Annotated in this window: 16 protein-coding genes and 1 pseudogene; 8 read left to right on the forward strand and 9 right to left on the reverse strand. The window is 35.4% G+C overall.

Translation table 11 applies throughout. From position 1 onward, the window contains the following. Positions 1 to 20 precede the first annotated feature (20 nt). Positions 21 to 2,387 (reverse strand): 3-hydroxyacyl-CoA dehydrogenase/enoyl-CoA hydratase family protein, encoded by a 2,367-nt coding sequence (locus tag AC3EA5_RS08020; RefSeq protein WP_488607845.1) that lies wholly within the window; start codon positions 2,385 to 2,387, stop codon positions 21 to 23. Positions 2,388 to 2,823: 436 nt separating this feature from the next. Between AC3EA5_RS08020 and AC3EA5_RS08025 the strand changes: the two genes are divergently transcribed. The 5 genes and pseudogenes from AC3EA5_RS08025 to AC3EA5_RS08045 all read left to right on the forward strand — a co-directional run bounded on the left by AC3EA5_RS08025 (position 2,824) and on the right by AC3EA5_RS08045 (position 5,036). Beyond that, positions 2,824 to 3,084, forward strand: coding sequence for a hypothetical protein (locus AC3EA5_RS08025; protein ID WP_488607846.1), 261 nt, complete (start codon positions 2,824 to 2,826; stop codon positions 3,082 to 3,084). Next, entirely contained in the window at positions 3,081 to 3,395 is a 315-nt protein-coding gene (locus AC3EA5_RS08030; RefSeq protein WP_488607847.1) for a spore coat protein, read from the forward strand. Before AC3EA5_RS08025 ends, AC3EA5_RS08030 begins: the two co-directional genes overlap by 4 nt. Before the next feature lie 69 nt (positions 3,396 to 3,464). Next, a pseudogene (locus AC3EA5_RS08035) lies at positions 3,465 to 3,788 on the forward strand (thioredoxin family protein); the annotation flags it as partial. 134 nt (positions 3,789 to 3,922) lie between these two features. Further along, positions 3,923 to 4,390, forward strand: a complete 468-nt coding sequence (locus AC3EA5_RS08040) for an STAS domain-containing protein (protein WP_488607848.1) — start codon at positions 3,923 to 3,925, stop codon at positions 4,388 to 4,390. A 121-nt stretch (positions 4,391 to 4,511) separates the two neighbouring features. Then, complete coding sequence (locus tag AC3EA5_RS08045) at positions 4,512 to 5,036, forward strand: cysteine peptidase family C39 domain-containing protein (RefSeq protein ID WP_488607849.1); 525 nt, start codon at positions 4,512 to 4,514, stop codon at positions 5,034 to 5,036. On the opposite strand, the gene AC3EA5_RS08050 is transcribed toward AC3EA5_RS08045, so the two are convergent. Further along, a complete protein-coding gene (locus AC3EA5_RS08050) occupies positions 5,020 to 5,847 on the reverse strand; it encodes an STAS domain-containing protein (protein WP_488607850.1) in 828 nt (275 codons plus the stop codon). The two genes, AC3EA5_RS08045 and AC3EA5_RS08050, sit on opposite strands and share 17 nt — an antisense overlap. Positions 5,848 to 5,862: 15 nt before the next feature. Further along, a complete protein-coding gene (locus AC3EA5_RS08055) occupies positions 5,863 to 6,756 on the reverse strand; it encodes a 5'-3' exonuclease (RefSeq protein WP_488607851.1) in 894 nt (297 codons plus the stop codon). A 147-nt stretch (positions 6,757 to 6,903) separates the two neighbouring features. On the opposite strand from AC3EA5_RS08055, the gene AC3EA5_RS08060 reads away from it, so the two are divergent. Continuing rightward, positions 6,904 to 8,118, forward strand: coding sequence for an NAD(P)/FAD-dependent oxidoreductase (locus tag AC3EA5_RS08060; protein ID WP_488607852.1), 1,215 nt, complete (start codon positions 6,904 to 6,906; stop codon positions 8,116 to 8,118). A gap of 284 nt (positions 8,119 to 8,402) precedes the next feature. On the opposite strand, the gene AC3EA5_RS08065 is transcribed toward AC3EA5_RS08060, so the two are convergent. Together AC3EA5_RS08065 and hutH are read right to left on the reverse strand one after the other, a co-directional pair. Next, on the reverse strand, positions 8,403 to 8,948 hold the full coding sequence (locus tag AC3EA5_RS08065) for a GrpB family protein (RefSeq protein WP_488607970.1): 546 nt from the start codon (positions 8,946 to 8,948) through the stop codon (positions 8,403 to 8,405). Positions 8,949 to 9,211: 263 nt separating this feature from the next. Further along, on the reverse strand, positions 9,212 to 10,735 hold the full coding sequence (gene hutH, locus AC3EA5_RS08070) for a histidine ammonia-lyase (protein ID WP_488607853.1): 1,524 nt from the start codon (positions 10,733 to 10,735) through the stop codon (positions 9,212 to 9,214). A gap of 151 nt (positions 10,736 to 10,886) precedes the next feature. Between hutH and AC3EA5_RS08075 the strand changes: the two genes are divergently transcribed. Continuing rightward, on the forward strand, positions 10,887 to 11,372 hold the full coding sequence (locus AC3EA5_RS08075; RefSeq protein ID WP_488607854.1) for a DinB family protein: 486 nt from the start codon (positions 10,887 to 10,889) through the stop codon (positions 11,370 to 11,372). A 17-nt stretch (positions 11,373 to 11,389) separates the two neighbouring features. Next, positions 11,390 to 11,938 carry a GNAT family N-acetyltransferase gene (locus tag AC3EA5_RS08080; RefSeq protein ID WP_488607855.1) on the forward strand — a complete coding sequence of 183 codons (549 nt, stop codon included), beginning with the start codon at positions 11,390 to 11,392 and terminating at the stop codon, positions 11,936 to 11,938. Between the two features lie 92 nt (positions 11,939 to 12,030). Here the strand turns inward: AC3EA5_RS08080 and AC3EA5_RS08085 are convergent, their stop codons facing one another. From AC3EA5_RS08085 to AC3EA5_RS08100, 4 genes are all read right to left on the reverse strand, one after another. Beyond that, positions 12,031 to 13,350 (reverse strand): DUF4179 domain-containing protein, encoded by a 1,320-nt coding sequence (locus AC3EA5_RS08085; protein ID WP_488607856.1) that lies wholly within the window; start codon positions 13,348 to 13,350, stop codon positions 12,031 to 12,033. After that, the gene (locus tag AC3EA5_RS08090) at positions 13,343 to 13,861 is read right to left on the reverse strand and encodes a sigma-70 family RNA polymerase sigma factor (protein WP_488607857.1); all 519 of its coding nucleotides are present in this window, start codon (positions 13,859 to 13,861) and stop codon (positions 13,343 to 13,345) included. The genes AC3EA5_RS08085 and AC3EA5_RS08090 overlap by 8 nt, the downstream gene beginning before the upstream one ends. A 124-nt stretch (positions 13,862 to 13,985) precedes the next feature. After that, positions 13,986 to 15,617, reverse strand: coding sequence for a GNAT family N-acetyltransferase (locus tag AC3EA5_RS08095; RefSeq protein WP_488607858.1), 1,632 nt, complete (start codon positions 15,615 to 15,617; stop codon positions 13,986 to 13,988). 209 nt (positions 15,618 to 15,826) lie between these two features. Next, positions 15,827 to 16,996, reverse strand: coding sequence for an RNA-directed DNA polymerase (locus tag AC3EA5_RS08100; RefSeq protein WP_488607859.1), 1,170 nt, complete (start codon positions 16,994 to 16,996; stop codon positions 15,827 to 15,829). Between the last annotated feature and the right edge of the window lie 177 nt (positions 16,997 to 17,173).

Here is a 17,173-nt window from a genome sequence, read left to right on the forward strand (position 1 = left end):
TCCTTTTACCCAATCGCAACCTAGTTACGTAAAGGCTTTCCTTTTACTAACATGTTTTGCATTCTTGCTTGTGATTTAGGTTCTGCAACTAAACTTAAGAATGCTTCACGTTCTAAATCAAGTAAGTATTGCTCATCTACTAATGTGCCGTACGGTACTTTTCCACCAGCTAACACAAATGCTAATTTTTTCGCTATTTTCAAGTCATGTTCGCTAACAAATCCTGAAAGGAATAAACCTTCTGCTCCTAAAAGTAATGCTGCATAACCAGACTCACCAGTTACAGGAATTTTTTCACGTAGTGGTGCTTTATAATTTCCTTCATACAAGGCCAAAGCAGCTTGTTTCGCATCATAGATTAAATGGTCTGCATTCACACTGATTCCATCTGCGAAATTCAAGAAATTGTTTTCTCTTGCTTCTTCACCAGATGTTGAAACTTTCGCCATGGCAATTGTCTCAAACACTTTAGATGCAACGTATAGATAATCTGTATGGACACCGTTTGGTAAGCCTTTTAAATGCTTCATGTATAACTCTTTGTTTCCACCGCCGCCTGGAATCAGACCAACGCCGACTTCTACTAAGCCCATATACGTCTCCATTGATGCTTGGATGTGTGCAGCTGGTAAACAAACTTCAGCACCGCCGCCAAGAGTCATGCCAAATGGTGCAGCAACGACAGGTTTTGAACTGTATTTGATTTTCATCATGGCATTTTGGAAAGCTCGAACTGTGAAATCAAGTTCAAAAATATTATCATCTTGTGCTTCCATTAAAATCATCCCAAGGTTAGCACCGACACAGAAGTTCTTGCCCTGATTCCCAATGACAAGCCCCTTGAAGTTCTTCTCAACTTCATCAACAGCAAAGTTAATCATTTGTAAAATGTCTAAGCCAATCGCATTTGATTGTGAATGGAATTCAAGAAGTGCGATTCCATCTCCAAGGTCTATTAAACTAGCACCCGAATTCTTTTTAATAACGCCATGTTTCTTTTTATATCGTTTAAGATTAATTACTTTTTCATTTGTTGGAATCAATTCATATTCCGTTCCGTTGAAGAAATAAAGATCTCCATCTTGTTCAAAATAGAATGACTCATGACCACTATCTAATAGGGATTGAACGAAGGTAGGAATTTCTAATCCTTCAGCCTTCATTTTTTCAACTGATTCTTTCACCCCTAATGCATCCCACACTTCAAACGGTCCCTGTTCCCAACCGAAGCCCCACTTCATAGCGTTATCGATGGCTACGATATCGTCAGCAATTTCACCATGTAGTTTTGCTGAATACACAAGCGTTGGAGCCAAAACACTCCATAATAACTCACCTGTACGGTCATTAGCATAAGTAAGAGTTTTTACTTTAGCAGCTAACCCTTTTTGTTGTTTTGCCATCTCTAGTGATGGTGTTCTCAACTTTTTAACAGGTTCGTATTCCATTGTTTCTGTATTTAGCTCAAGAATTTCTTTGTCTTTCTTCAAGAAGAAACCTTGACCTGATTTTGCACCTAACCAACCATTTTCAAGCATTTTGTTTAACACCGGAGGTAATTCAAATACTTTTTGTTCTTCTCCAGTTGTTTGGTCATACACATTTTTCGCGACATGGCCGAAAGTGTCTAAACCGACTACATCTAATGTACGGAATGTTGCTGATTTCGGTCGACCAATTGCTGGACCTGTTACCGAATCAACCTCACCTACTGAGTATCCTCTTGCTAACATTTCACGAAGTGTAATCAGTAAACCATAAGTTCCGATACGATTCGCAATAAAGTTCGGTGTGTCTTTCGCAAGTACAACGCCTTTACCTAACTTATCTTCACCAAATGATTTCATGAACTCTACGACTTCAGGAAGTGTAGTTTCTGCCGGTATAACTTCAAGCAATTTTAAATAGCGCGGTGGATTAAAGAAATGCGTTCCAAGGAAGTGCTTTTGGAAATCATCTGAACGACCTTCACTCATTGCATTAATGCTAATACCTGATGTATTGGATGTCACAATCGTTCCTGGTTTGCGAACAGCATCAATTTTTTCATATAATCCTTTTTTAATATCTAAGTTTTCAACAATTACTTCGATAATCCAATCTACATCTTTCAACTTCTCTAAATCATCTTCAAAGTTTCCAGCTGTTAGCAAAGCTAAATTTTTCTTAGAAGCTAATGGAGCAGGCTTTTGTTTTAGTAATTTAGTAAGTGCAGTTTGAGCCACACGATTTCTTGCCGACGAATTTCCCTTTTCGTCCTCTGATAAATCTCGAGGTACCATATCTAATAACAATGTAGGAATACCGATATTTGCTAAGTGTGCTGCGATGCCAGAACCCATAACGCCCGATCCTAAAACTGCCGCTTTTTTAATTTGAAATGACACTTGAAAAACCTCCTCATCAAATTCTTGAATGAATACTCATTCATTTTTAAATCAAAAAAAATAGAAACACCATCTATGAATCTAATACTAGATCATTTTCTCTTTTTTCGCAATATTTAAATGACAAAAGAATTGGTAAAAAATCTCGATTCACAACTTACCACACTAAATAAGATCTCAAAATAAATTAAATCAAATGTTTGTATTTCATTCTGTAGATGATTAATACAAATATGTTCAATTACATATCGATTTTAGTAATTCAAACTAATATAAACAGAAAACATTTCACAAATGCCAATACCTTACCAACTATTTTATGAATGATTAAAGAGTATTATGCATCGTTTTCCTTACATATTCCGAAAAAATTTGATTTCGTATACATGAGAAGATACCGTGCATACTAATTTCGACTTTAAAGGAGGTTTTATTCGTGAATTTATTTTCTCAACCAGCTGATCAACAAGCTATGTATCCTGAACCACCAAAAATGGTATCTTCCAAGGACCTCTTATACTTAAGCGATATGTTGTCTTGGAATTTACTAGCATCTAAAAAAATGGATTGGGTCGCGCAAACATGCCAGCTTCCCGACATTAAAAAAGAGTGTGAGGCTGCACAACAGATGCATACAAAACATTATGACGAGATTTTAAAATTCTTAAAACAAAACGAAGGAGGTCCGATGTCGTGAATAAATCAACCGTTCAAAATACAGAGACTCCTTTTGCAGAAACGCCTCAATTAAATGATCGAGATTTAATTAGCGATGCTTTGTCGATGGAAAAGCATTTATGTAGTGCCTATGAAACAGCGACTCAAGAAGCGAGTCATGATGCACTATATCAAATGATTTTTTCTCAATTACGTGATATTTCAAAACAACAGAGAAACTTTTATGAACTTCAATTTAAACATGGTTGGTATGCACTGACTCCTGCTGATACAAAAGAAATTCAACAAACAGTTCAACAATACCAAGGATATAAACAACAGCTTCAATAAGAAATACAAAATGCTATTCTTACAATGAAATACCATGTAAACTGTTCCTAAAGACCAAGGAGGAACGAATACATGAAAGCTATTTCAACAATGGAAGAATTTAACCAAATCATTTCTAAAGATGAAGAAGTCATCGTCAAATTCACGGCAGGATGGTGTCCAGACTGCACAAGAATGGATATGTTTATTGATCCTATAATAGAAGAATATAAACAATACAAATGGTTTGAAATCAACCGTGATGAACTGCCTGAAGTTGCAGATAAATATGATGTTATGGGCATTCCGAGTTTATTGATTTATCAAAATGGGGATAAAAAGGGTCATTTGCATAGTGCGAACGCGAAATCACCTGAGCAAGTAACTGAATTTTTACAAAGCCAAAACGGGTAGACCATGTGTCTACCTTTTTTTATTATGTCGATTTAACTGCTTATAGTATGAATAAACCACAAATTTCACTAATACAGGTGCAACACACTATTAGGTAGTGCTATACTTTAAGAAAAATAGCTTTGAGGTGCAAAATGTCCCAAGAACTTGAAATACAGGAACTAAAAGAACAAATTAAATACTATCAAGGAATTATTAAAAATATGGCATCTCCTATTATTCCTTCAGTTGTACCTAGTACAATTTTGGTGCCGATCGCTGGTCATATGTTTAAAGAAAGATTCGATAGCATTCGAACAAATACTTTAGCCTATATCGGAAAGCATCGTGACACTGAAAAAGCTATTTTTGACTTCACAGGTGTTACAGTTGAAGATATTCAAGCATTTGATTATACGGAGTTAACAGATGAACTTTATCAATTAAACAATTCTTTAAAATTGATGGGTGTACGTCCTATCTATGTTGGATTTAATCCTAGATTTGTTCGTGAAATCGTTCAAGCAGGAATTCAAGTAGAGTTAGAATCTCATATCTCTTTCCGTGCAGCTTTACAAATATTAATAAAAGAAAATAATCGGTCACTTAACACATTAGGTTAAGTGCCGCTTTTTATTTTGATATTTACAATACCTTGAAGTCTTAGTCTTTATATTTCACAAAAAAAGAGTTTTTCCGTACTGTGAAATCAGACGGAAAAACTCTTTTTATTGAGGTGAAAATATGCGAGTTCAATTAGATTTAGAAGGTTTCTCTCAATATGATGCGTCCATTGATGAAAATTATCATGCATCAGCATGTGGTCCTGTAACGGCGTGGAGCATTCTTCGTTATTGGATGCCCAATTCATGCCCCTATCAAATAAATCAATTATACGGATTACTTGGTGGTACGCGGATTGGTTTATTCACATGGCGTTTCAAGCGTAATTTACGCAAATTGCTTGGACCAAATTGGACCATAGAATCTTGTACGATTGAAGAGGCTAAAGCAGAGTTACTGGCTGGACATCCTGTTGCTTGTAAGTTTGATCGATATTTTGGGTTACGATGGTTTAGCAAATTCGAATTTGCTTATCATTGGGTACCTCTCATTGGGTTTGAAGAAAAAGAAAATGGCTTAACACTCACCCTCCATGATAACGGAGGAAGAAATCGTGCTAGCCAAATTCGTCATGTCTCTTATGAAAATAATAAAGATATTTTAACCTTCGTTAAAATGGCACCTCATACTAATTTGATTGAATAACAGATAGAGCTCGTTTAAGGGATGAATAACTTCCTACTTTTCCGAAATCCAACCCTAAATGGACAAGCGTTTGGGCAATAATTGGCGATATTCCACTAACCGTACCTTTTACACCTATTAAGGATAGCGCATCCAGTAAACTAAACAATTGTTGCGCTACGAATGTATCAATTGTTTGGACGCCAGATAAATCAATGATGAGATGTTTGATTTGTAAACGAGAAGCTTCTGTTAAAGCACGCTCTTGTAAAACACGTGATCTTTCAGCATTCATTGAACCGATTAATGGCAAAACAGCAATATCATCATTGATTGAAACTACTGGCACAGACAATTCTACAACCATTTGTTGAGAGAAGGCTAGTTGCTCTTGGTCATGACGGACAAATGGAACACTGAAAAAATAAACAACATCGTTAATGGAACGATCTAAAACATCAATTACATCATACAATTCGTTCGCGCTTAAATTTAATTTTTGAGCTTCATATTTAATGACGCTACCAATCGTATTTCGATAATGAGGTACTTCACGAAGCATCATATCAATTGTGATTTGTTGCATTCTAGCCGTGTGAGTTCCGGCTCTTTCTCCCCACTCTTTTAAAACAAAAACGCGCTGTTCTTCGGTCATCCCTAAACAGGCACCATATAATTCGACTAGTTCAACACGTAGTGGATACAAGTCTAACTCTACGCGTTTCAGTTCTGGATAACGCGCATTTTGTTCCTCTGTGATAATACGAGCTAAATCTGTCGATTGTCCAAGTATACAATCCTTCATATGCATTAAATGTGTAACAATATCCACAATCATTCCTCCAATTTAAATCGAATACAAGGACTGGGCATGTCTGCTAGTCAATCCAAAACCTGCTTCTTCAAGTGATGTTAAATGTTGTTTACTATACGTTGGAATTCGTAATTCGTCCAATTCAATTGGCAAATCCATTTCACAATGAATGGTTGCTAATTTTTTGGATAAACGTAACATATCTAGATTCTCTTGAATTTTCTTTTGTTGCGCAGGCTTTAATTCCCCTATCGCGTCAATAACGCCTTCAACAGAGCCATACGTTTGAATTAATTGTAAGGCACTTTTAAGCCCAATACCTTTTACCCCTGGGTATCCGTCACTCGAATCTCCCATAAAAGCTTTAACATCAGCAAACACAGAAGGTTCGATTTGATATTCTTCAAGGAATCGTTCATACGTAAATTCATCATAGATAGAATAACCTTTTTTCGTGAAGGCTATTTTAGTAGTAGGACTTAACAATTGCAGCAAATCTTTATCGCCACTTATAATGGTAATATTTGCTTCATTTTGCCACTTACACGCCATTGATCCAATTAGATCATCTGCTTCCATGCCTACTTCACCAAAATTTTGCCAACCAAGCATTTTAGAAATGTCTTTCGCCATATCAAATTGAGGAAGCATTTCTTCAGGAGGTGCAGGACGGTTTGATTTATAGCCGTCGAATAAGTCATTGCGGAACGTATGCATCCCCATGTCCCAACATACCGCCATATGTGTCGGTTGCATCATTTGTTTAGCGGTTAATACATGTCTAGCAAATCCTTGCACACCGTTAGTTGGGACTCCATGTTCATTTCTTAAGAATTGCCCAAACACTGATGTTGCAAAAAAAGATCGAAATAATAGGGCCATGCCATCTATTAATAAAATATGAGGTTTATTTGTATTTTCATTCATCATTGCATCGTCCTTTCACTTGCTCACTATCTATTAGTCATTATAACAAAATAATCTCAACATAATTTATGAAGTTGTCAAAGCTTGCTTAAATATTGCAGCCTTTGGGTATAAAGAGATAGATAAAAATGATTGGGGATACAACTCGTGGATATTCATAACGGCTCTGTCTATTGGCCATCAACCTTACCAAATAAAGCAACAAGACAAGCTCCAGATAAGTTAGAAAAATACGATGTCATCATTGTTGGAGGTGGCATGTCTGGATCATTAACCGCCCTAGCCTTTGTTGAAGCGGGATTAAAAGTAGCTGTATTAGATAAACGTCAAATGGCTACAGGCAGTACGATGGCTAATACCGGCTTGCTCCAATATTCTAATGATATTATGCTTCATGAATTAATTGACCAAATTGGTGAACAAGAAGCCGTACGTTTTTATCAAATATGCTATGCAGCTGTTAATCAGTTAAAGATGGTGGCAAAACGTCTTCCATCTTCAGCAGATTTTATTATGCGTCCAAGTATTTGTTATGCAAGTTCTGAAGAAGACGTTCCGAAAATAAAAAAAGAATACGAAACATTAAAGAAACATGGCTTCCCTTGTGACTACTGGGAACAAGAAGAGCTTTCAAAGCATATGGCATTTACCAAAGCTGGTGCTCTAGTCACTTTTGATGACGCTGAAGTTAACCCTTATAAATTTGTAAATGGTGTTCTTGATATTATTGAAGAAAAAGGTGGCCATTTGTTTGAATTTGTAGAGGTTCAAGACGTTTTTACGATTGATGATCAAATTTCAGTAAGAACATCGGTTGGTGAATTTAGTTCAAGTAATATTATTTATACGACTGGATATGAGACTGTTCCTGTTGGTAATCGTATTGGAGCTGACATCAATCGCTCCTATGCGATGGTAACCAAGCCTGTAGATGATTTTACTCAATGGCATGAACAAGCATTAATTTGGGAAACGGCTCGTCCTTATCTGTATGTTAGAACGACTGCTGAAAATCGAATCATCATTGGAGGATTAGATGAGGAAAATGCACAAGCTCCTCAATCCTTAGAATTAATAGAAAACCGCGGTGAAATTTTACTGGAAAAATTAAAAGATTTGTTTCCGCAATATGACCTTGAAACTGATTACGTTTACGGTGCAACCTTTGGAGAATCTATTGATAATTTGCCTTTCATCGGACAACATCCTACGAAGGAAAAGCACTATTACTTACTAGGCTACGGTGGAAATGGGACGGTTTATAGCATGTTGGGATCTCATATTTTAAGGGATTTAATCATGAATGGTCATCATCCTGATGCACATTTAGTTGAGCTTGATCGGAAATATGGTGTGAAATAATGAAAAGCAGACTCCAAGTTTTGAACTGGAGTCTGTTTTTGAGTGTGAATACAAAGTAAATGCTGATTTTCATTGCGGCTGGCGCTTTCCGCGGGCACAACTTCAGCCGCTTCCTTCGCGTTGCTCAGTGCAGAGTCTTCAATTTGTGCTGATTCCTCCGGAGTCGCCGCCTCCATTTCAATCAACTGAAATCGATGTAAATACATATAAAATAAGAAAAAGCTCAGAGTTTATTGCACTGAGCTTATCTTATTTAATAGGAGTTTCTTCATTAAATCACCTACTTAGTTAGATAACGCCTGATTTATAAATTCTGTCTTTGCTTCAGTATATTTCTCACGGTCATTATTAAACTCTTGTGCTAATTGGCTTTTAATTGAAGCGTATTCCTCTGCAAGGTGTGCATTAGTTCTTAGTTTATTTCTAAATTTAAGTTGTTTTTCCCAACGATCTTCTCCTTCTTGCATTAGATGTAAATGAGCTACTCGTTTATCGTTCTTCACTTTAACAAAAAATCTTCTCCATGGCTGATTGTCTAATTCGGGAGGTACATAATGCCAATCGTGCAATGATAGGCTTTTCACTATTTTGTTGATATGTTGAAATGATGGAATAGAAGCCATTAAGTCGATAATTGGTTTAGCGGGCAAATTAGGAATTGCTGTGCTACCTATATGTTCTACTTGCTTAACACCAAAAGCAGAAAGTAAATTGTAAAGTTCTTCTTTCTCTTGAATACCTTTGTCCTCCCACATAGGGTCTGGCTTTGTTATCTCAATTTTTTCAAATGCCCATTTTGGGATGTCTTTATGTTCATAACAATTGTCCATTAATTCTATCCCCCTCTTAATTTCTTCGACAAACCTGTCCTTTAACAGAACAGGACCAAGTTCTCCACAATTATATTTTAATATAAATTTACTATTCATTTTGTATATTTTTCGTACATCAAATAACAACTATATGAATATCCCCTACATATCAATAAAAAAACGAGTATAAAATCTATGCGATTTCATACTCGATTTCCAATGCCAATTCTATTGTTTCTCCACGTTATCTGAACTACTTACTATCTGGAGTCTGCTGCTGTTTATACGGTAATACTTACTTTACTAGAATAGACAGGTTTGCCTGTTTCCTTTTTCATGTATGCACTAATACGCTCGATATCTGTGCTGAAAACTCGGTCTTCATCCATCGACGGTGTGAATGAGCGATATTCATCCCACTTGTCTTGGAGTGAAGGCGACATTTTGTTTTTCCCACGGTATTCCGATCCTTGAAGTGCGCAGAATGCTTCGATTGCAAGAACACGACGTGCATTTTGAATCATCATACCAGCGTGTCGTGCGCCGATTGTTCCCATACTTACATGATCTTCTTGATTTGCAGAAGATGGAATTGAATCCACTGAAGCTGGATGGGCCAAGGTTTTATTTTCAGAAACTAAGCTTGCCGCGGCATATTGTAGAATCATTGCGCCAGATTGCAGCCCTGGTTGTGGACTTAAAAATGGTGGCAATCCTTCGTTTAATTGTGGATTTACTAAACGTTCAATACGACGTTCTGACACATTAGCTAATTCAGCTACTGACAGCTTTAAGAAATCCATTGCAAAAGCGATTGGCTGCCCGTGGAAGTTCCCACCTGAAATAATGACTTCCCCATCTTCAAAGATCAGAGGATTGTCAGTTGCCGCATTCATTTCAATTTCAAGCTTCTCTTTTACATAGCCCAGTACTTGCCAACTCGCTCCATGAATTTGTGGAATGCATCGCAGAGAATACGCATCTTGAACTCGCTTCTCACCTTGTTTCGTGACTAGCTGACTTCCTTCAAGCCATTCAAGCATTCTTCTTGCTACGTCCACTTGTTCAACATAACCTCTTGCTTGATGCACAGCAGGATGGAATGCATCTGTAATTCCATGAAGTGCTTCCATTGTCATGGCTGCAATCCATTCACTTTGGTAAGCTAGTGTTTCTGCCTCTAACCAATTAACCACACCTTGAGCTGTCATTGCTTGTGTTCCATTAATTAAAGCAAGGCCTTCTTTAGCTTCAAGAACTAGCGGATCAAGTCCGTGATCGTCCCACACTTGTTTCGCAGCTACTTGCTGTCCATCTTTCCACACGAAACCTTCACCAACCAATACAATGGCTAAATGAGAAAGGGGAGCTAGGTCACCGGATGCACCAAGCGAGCCTTGAGACGGAATAACAGGATGAATTGAGTGGTTTACCATATAAGCTAAGCGCTTTAATACGTCTACTCGTATTCCCGAAAATCCTTTTAATAACGCATTTAAACGAAGAACAACCATGGCACGAGACACTCGTTCTTCAAACGGCTCTCCTATTCCGCAAGCATGTGAACGAATTAAATGTAACTGCAGTGCATGCACATCTTCCTCGTCGATACTTACGTCACTAAATTTACCGAACCCTGTGTTGATGCCATAAACGGTTCTTCCTTCGCTAACAATTCGTTCAACTGCTTCTCTACTTTTTTGTACACGAGCCAATGCATCGGTATCTAAATCAACTTTTTCATTATTATATAAAATAGAACGCATTTCTTCTAAGTGTAAATTTTCGCCTGTTAATAAAACCATATGAAACACCCCTTTATAACGAGTATAAGGGGGGCATTCAGTAACTTCAATTATTATTTTCCAAATTATAACAAACTACAGTGGTAGTGTATTACCTCGATAAAGTGTTACTATGGAGAATATTCACAATTTTTAAAAGGGGGATTCAAAAATGAAATGGCAAACTATGTTTCACTATCACCAATGGGCTACTCAGAAATTATTAGATCATGTCGGTTCTCAAGGTGAAGCAATATATCATCGAGAAGCGAAAAATTCATTTCCTACAATAAGTAAAACATTCTCTCATGTACTCAGTGTTGATTATTTATGGTTTAAGAGATTACAAGGCATTGAGAAGCCGGAATGGAAAGAATTTGACGTCAGTACAGTCGCCTTAACTAAACAAGCCTTTTCTGATTTGCATCAAGAAATGGAAGTATTTCTTTCATCTTTGTCAGAGGAAGATTGGAGAGCTACAATTAATTTCACGAATATTAAAGGTGATCCATTTTCAAATATTCGTGAGGACATGTTCTTCACTTTTGTAAATCACTCTTCTTATCATCGCGGTCAGGTCACGTCATTTTTACGCCAATTTGACTTAAGTGGGATTCCGATTGATTTCATTTATTTTGCAAAAGAAACGCAATCATAAATTTAGGAGGTCTTCCATTGTCATTTCCTATTTTAGAAACAGAGCGACTACAACTAATAGAATTACAACCAGCTCATGCTGTTCACTTATTCAACCAATTTTCTCGTGAAGATGTAACACGCTATTATGGAATGGACCCATTGACTTCAATTGAACAAGCTGAGAAAATGCTTGAAAATATGAAGAGTGGATTCTCTTCTAAAAGGTCCGTCCGTTGGGGAATCCAATTAAAAGAGACCAAAGAATTCTTAGGAACGATTGGGTTAAACAACCTCGTTCTAAATACGAAGAGATGCGAAGTCGGATACGATCTACATCCAGATTTTTGGTCAAACGGATATATCCAAGAAGCACTGCAAGCTGTGTTAACTTACTGTTTTGATGAATTAAAACTAGCACGTGTCGGAGCGGTGACTTTTCCCGATAACGAAGCTTCATGGAAACTTCTTTTAAAAGCCGGCTTTACCAAGGAAGGACTCTTACGCAATTATTTGTTCCAACTTGGTGAAAATCATGACGCATTTGTTTTTTCGATTACGGATTTGGAGTTTGAAAATAAAAAATAGTAAAGTAAAAAGGCTACCAGGAAGTTAGTGAATACTGACTAATGGTAGCCTTTTTTATATTTATGAATTCTGATAAAAAAACACTTAGACGGTTATTTTACTAATTTAATTTTGATATCCCCTTCAATAAAGTTCGGATACGCATTTAATTCTACACTCAATGGATTTTTATAATCGGTTGTTTCGAACTTTATCAGCAGGTAGCTATTTTCTAAATCCTGACGCATTGAAACTTCTGGGGTTCTAATTTCTTTTTCATTTGCATCTTTAACAGTTCCTAGACTAAAGTCAGAACCACTTTCGTCTTTCATAACTTCAGCTAACGTTAAATCCAAATGTGATTTACTAGAATCACTCAAATGTATTTTCCCATCTTTAGGTGCATTTATTAATACTTTGCTTTCAGTATCAACGACAACAAATGCCTCATTTTGATTAACGGCTTGTAAGGTATTTATTCTTAAATACAATTCTTTCGGTTTTTCAAAGTAATTACTCTGTAAATATATATTTTGGTCTAAATCCCCTATCCCTCTTCCAATTGTCCCGTTCAGACTAGATCCCCAAACCTCTCCATTTTCATCTTCCAAGCGTAAATCTACAAATTGTAAAATTTTCTTCGAGTTATTAGGATCAATTGAGATTTGAACATCAACACGAAGTGGATGAATCGTCACTTTCTTAAAGGTGAATTTTTGTTTCTCGATCTCTACTTCTTTATTTAATTCATAAATGATACTTGGTTTTACATTTTCAGGAACCGTAAAGGGTAGCTTGTAATCGACATCTTTTCCTTCATGCTCTATTGTCATCAATAGAGTAAAATCTAAATCCTTTAACTTTGTTGGTTCTTGAAAGTGGAAATTAATTCGACTGTTAAACTCATTTACCGTTTCATCACCTGGCGTTATTCCATAGCTACTACTTAGAGGACTTAGCTCTTTATTTTTTATTTCAACATTACCAATTCTTAAGTTTTGTAGGTTTTCCTCGGACTGCAGCGTATAAAAAACGATTATACCTGATTCATCCAAAACGACGCCATCAATGGTAAGTTCAACATTATTTTTCGTTTGTGATGCATCAATCACTTGGTAATTATTCTCGATTGCAGCTGTTAAGCCTTTATCGTACTGAATCATTGCAACGATTTTTTCCAATCCAGGTATTGAGGAAACTGCACTGGCAAAGGCTGGTGAAACACGTATTGAAGTTACAAGGGTAATCAATAACACTGCAGAAATAGCCAATGTCCAGATTCCTTTTTTTCGATTTTTTTGTTTCAAACGTTTCTCTCTTTTTGCTCTTTCCATTCCTTGAAGGATGGCACCATCCAACTTACTGTTTGGGATACTTTGCTGTTCTATTTGTTTACGGATGTCATTTAACTTTTCTTCTTCATTTTCAAACATGCTTCATTCCTCCTTCCTCTGTGAAGTGTTGCCTTAGCTCCCTCATGATTTTATGGAGTCTAGATTTAACCGTTCCTTCGGGAATATTTTCAAGGACTGCAATGTCTTTAATTTTTACATCTTGGAAATATTTCAGATATACAAGTTGTTGGTCTTTCGCACTTAAAGTTTTTAATGCTTCAGTTAACTCGAGTTGTTCCACTTGGCTAGTTACTACTTCTTGTTCAATAAGTTCGTTATTCGTAAATCGGTTTCTTTTCTTTAACTGATCTTGGCAATAGTTCATCATGATTCGGATCAGCCAAGTTTTCATATATGCGGGTTCTTTGACTGAATGTATCTTTTTGTACGCTCTATATGTAATTTCTTGCATCGCTTCTAAAGCATCTTGTTCATTTTTCATAAACGCTAGCGCTGTTCTATATAAAGATTCCTTATGTTGCTGCATAACAAGTAAAAATGATTCATCGTCCCCTGCTATCGCTTTTTTGACGACTTCTAATTCCCCCAAAATGACACCTCTTTTCTAACTCAGTTATTCATTAGACACGGTAACATTAAAAAAGTTCAAATTTAAATAAAAAAACCTACTACATGTATCGTAGTAGGCGGTTAATTTATTCACAAGGACTATTTCATTTCTTTGAACTCACAGCCGGTATCACTTGTGTTTTCGTCAAAGTTAACACACACGTTTTTCTAACACGGTTCACATGTTTAAAACCTAACTGCTGAAGATGTTCAGTAACATGGGGATCGGTCTTAGTTGTATGTAGATAAATCTTTTGTACATCTTGTTTTGCTCTTATAAACGTACAGATACTTGGTAGCTTGTGCATGTGCCAATCTACAACAAAAGCACTCTGTTTAGGAAGTGGTTCATAGTAATCTAATTCATCAACACGGATTACTTCTGGTTGAACCCAAAATAGAGAAAACCTCGAATCACTATAGGGTAAAAAACCACTGTAATACCGCTTGTGCATGTTTGATAAATTGTACATTCGTCTTTTTGTATCACTGTAATCAAGCAAATCATAATTGACTAATTCTTGAGTTCCTTGATCTTGTTGATAGATATCGATTGATTGATGCGAATAAATCTTGTTGCTCAATTTGCGAAAAGTATGAATCCACTCTTTCTTGGATGCATTTTTCACAAATTGAATGGATTGATCCACATACTTTCGTTTTAATTGAACGATTTTATAGTTTTTTTTTAATACTTCTTTCACTTGGCCCTTAGTTTTATATAAATGAAAGATCATTTGGGACTGCCATTCTTTTGAGGCAATAATAAACTCATTTACATAGTCCACACCGGTATTCCATTCAAATTTATATGGTTCGTAGCCTACTCCTAAGTCAAATACGCGAAGTCCCTTTTTCTGACTCGCTGCTATTAATTCTTTATTCAAAATAGTCCCTGGTCCATAAATCTCATAGTCCGAATCATGACCATTAACTATCCCTATATATCTACCTCGACAAAGAAAACCATAAGAAAAAGCGATGAGTTGATTGTCTAAATACAATCCTTCTAACTGAGTTTGCAGAGGTCCTTCTTTATTGCTTAAAAGAGCATTGTAAAAATTTTGATAAGCCTCTTCAGAAAAATGACTCGTATCCGTTCTATTCTTCCAGTGCTTATCGTGAATGGCAAAAACATCTTCCATCTCTTCTAGCTTCACTTGAGAAGCTTTTACTTCTCCTAAATAACGAAGTCTACGTTCTTTTCTGTTCAATCCGTTCAATTTTTTCCGCTTATTCATATATTCATCTAAGTTGATTGCCTTAACGTTTATGAACGGTGAAATAGCCGAAAAGATGGATGTTTCATATTTTCGAATCGCTACATAATTTTTTAATATCGTAGAAGTGGAACTGCTTGAAAGAACACCATGCAAATGAAACATTGTATTTGGAAATGACTTCATCAATTCATCCAAAACAAAGTAAATAGCTGTTTCTTTGTCTTCTTCATACACGATGAAGTCCATATAGGAAGCATCTGCTCGACCAATGAATTCAATAATCGTTGTCGAGAAAACCTTAGAAAATTGCAGGGGAAAAAAACCCATAATCCGATCTTCGTTGTATAAAACGAGAACTTCAACCGAACCGGCTTCACCAAGGTACTTCCACCAATTTTCAATCCAACTGAATTCGATAAATGGATTATCATTTTGATTTGATTCCAAAATGTCGTTCCATGATTTTCGATACGTTTTCAATTCTTCTAATGTACGTATTGAATAGATTTTCATACTCTGTCTCCTTCATCAATCATTAGACTGATAGGTAGAAATGGCTTGCCAAAATTCCGACACTCAAACGCAACTTGGACGTTAGTCAAACATGACCTAATTGAGTATATTCAACTACCCCTATAATGCAGAACATGAATTTTACCCAATAAAAAACACGCCATTCGAAACGAATCGAATGACGTGCTTGATTGTGAATACATAAAAAATCATGAATTATATAATAAAGTAAACATTTTTCTTATAAATTTATTTTTTTGAGTTGGAGGTTTAGCAATTGATAGCCTTTTTGAAATTAATTGAATTTGACTATTAGTCAAATTCACATAGTTATATCTGAAATTCAAAAAATCTTCTTCTCCATTTTTAATCATTATATTGAGTAACATATTTTGATACTTAGGCTTCAACTTTAGTGTATATACTTGTTTAATAAAATGGCTCTTGAATTCTTCCAGATTAGAGTAATCATTAGTAAATCTGTAATGATAACCCATTCCTAATTTCATTTTTTTATTATTTTTATCAATAGTTGTGACGCCATGTAATGTATTTATTAATTTATAATATAATCGCCAAAAGTCTATTTCTCTATTTTTACTTTTTTGGTAAATATAAAAATAATTATTTATTATATTTCTATATTTTTTTATTTTATGAGATGAAATGCTTATATGTAGTTTTTGATTAACTGTTTTAAACTCATAACCTAAATATATAAAATTCAAATCAACATTTAAATTCATTCTAGATTTATCATATTTATAAAAACTGGTTGTAGTCTTGTCCATATTGATTTCTAATTTATAATTGTTAGCTTTCTGTGAAACTAACTTTTTATTATTCTCTTCTACAACTTTTCGGTCAATATTATCTTGAGAAAAATCGTAATTAATAATTAATATGTCATCAACATATCTAAAATAAGCTAACGGAGAAAATTCACTTTTTAATTCCGTATCAAAATTTTCTATAAAAATTTCTGCTAAGTGATTAGAAAAAGATAAGCCTAAAGGTATTCCTTCAATTTTATTGTTAAAGCAAATATTTTTAATAATTAACATTGCTTCATGTGACAATATATTTGCTCTATTAATCTTCTTATATAAGAGATGCTTATTAATACTCGGATAAAAATTTTTTATATCAGTTCTTAAAATAGATAAACCTAAATTAGGAAATGAATTATTTTTATGATCCCCTTGTAGTAAATGACTAATCAACTCTTTAATTATTTTATCTCTATTAGGCATCTTTACATGATACTTTTTTTCTAATTGAATTTTAATATCAGTAAACGAGGATTTTTCATCTTCTCCAGCAATGTAATAGAGTCTTTTACCCACATTAATTTTATTTAGGCTTTCAACTTTTCTCATAGTAGCCCTCCAGTAAATTACACTACTAACTCCACTCACAGTTTAAAGTACTATGTAAATTGCCCTATGAGTGGTAAAGAATAAAGCTTTTGATTATCTCAAAATAATCATCGTGTGTGTATCCTATTGAAATTATACCTAAGTTTCTCCAAAGGAATATTGCCAAGTTAATGGCAG

The sequence above is a fragment of the Paenisporosarcina sp. genome (genome assembly GCF_057785155.1).

Bases quoted from the DNA above. Each gene is read 5' to 3' on its own strand.
- AC3EA5_RS08095 (WP_488607858.1), bottom strand. From the start codon at position 15,617: ATGAAAATCTATTCAATACGTACATTAGAAGAATTGAAAACGTATCGA.
- AC3EA5_RS08100 (WP_488607859.1), bottom strand. From the start codon at position 16,996: ATGAGAAAAGTTGAAAGCCTAAATAAAATTAATGTGGGTAAAAGACTC.
- hutH (WP_488607853.1), bottom strand. From the start codon at position 10,735: ATGGTTTTATTAACAGGCGAAAATTTACACTTAGAAGAAATGCGTTCT.
- AC3EA5_RS08075 (WP_488607854.1), top strand. From the start codon at position 10,887: ATGAAATGGCAAACTATGTTTCACTATCACCAATGGGCTACTCAGAAA.
- AC3EA5_RS08065 (WP_488607970.1), bottom strand. From the start codon at position 8,948: ATGGACAATTGTTATGAACATAAAGACATCCCAAAATGGGCATTTGAA.
- AC3EA5_RS08040 (WP_488607848.1), top strand. From the start codon at position 3,923: ATGTCCCAAGAACTTGAAATACAGGAACTAAAAGAACAAATTAAATAC.
- AC3EA5_RS08045 (WP_488607849.1), top strand. From the start codon at position 4,512: ATGCGAGTTCAATTAGATTTAGAAGGTTTCTCTCAATATGATGCGTCC.
- AC3EA5_RS08055 (WP_488607851.1), bottom strand. From the start codon at position 6,756: ATGAATGAAAATACAAATAAACCTCATATTTTATTAATAGATGGCATG.
- AC3EA5_RS08085 (WP_488607856.1), bottom strand. From the start codon at position 13,350: ATGTTTGAAAATGAAGAAGAAAAGTTAAATGACATCCGTAAACAAATA.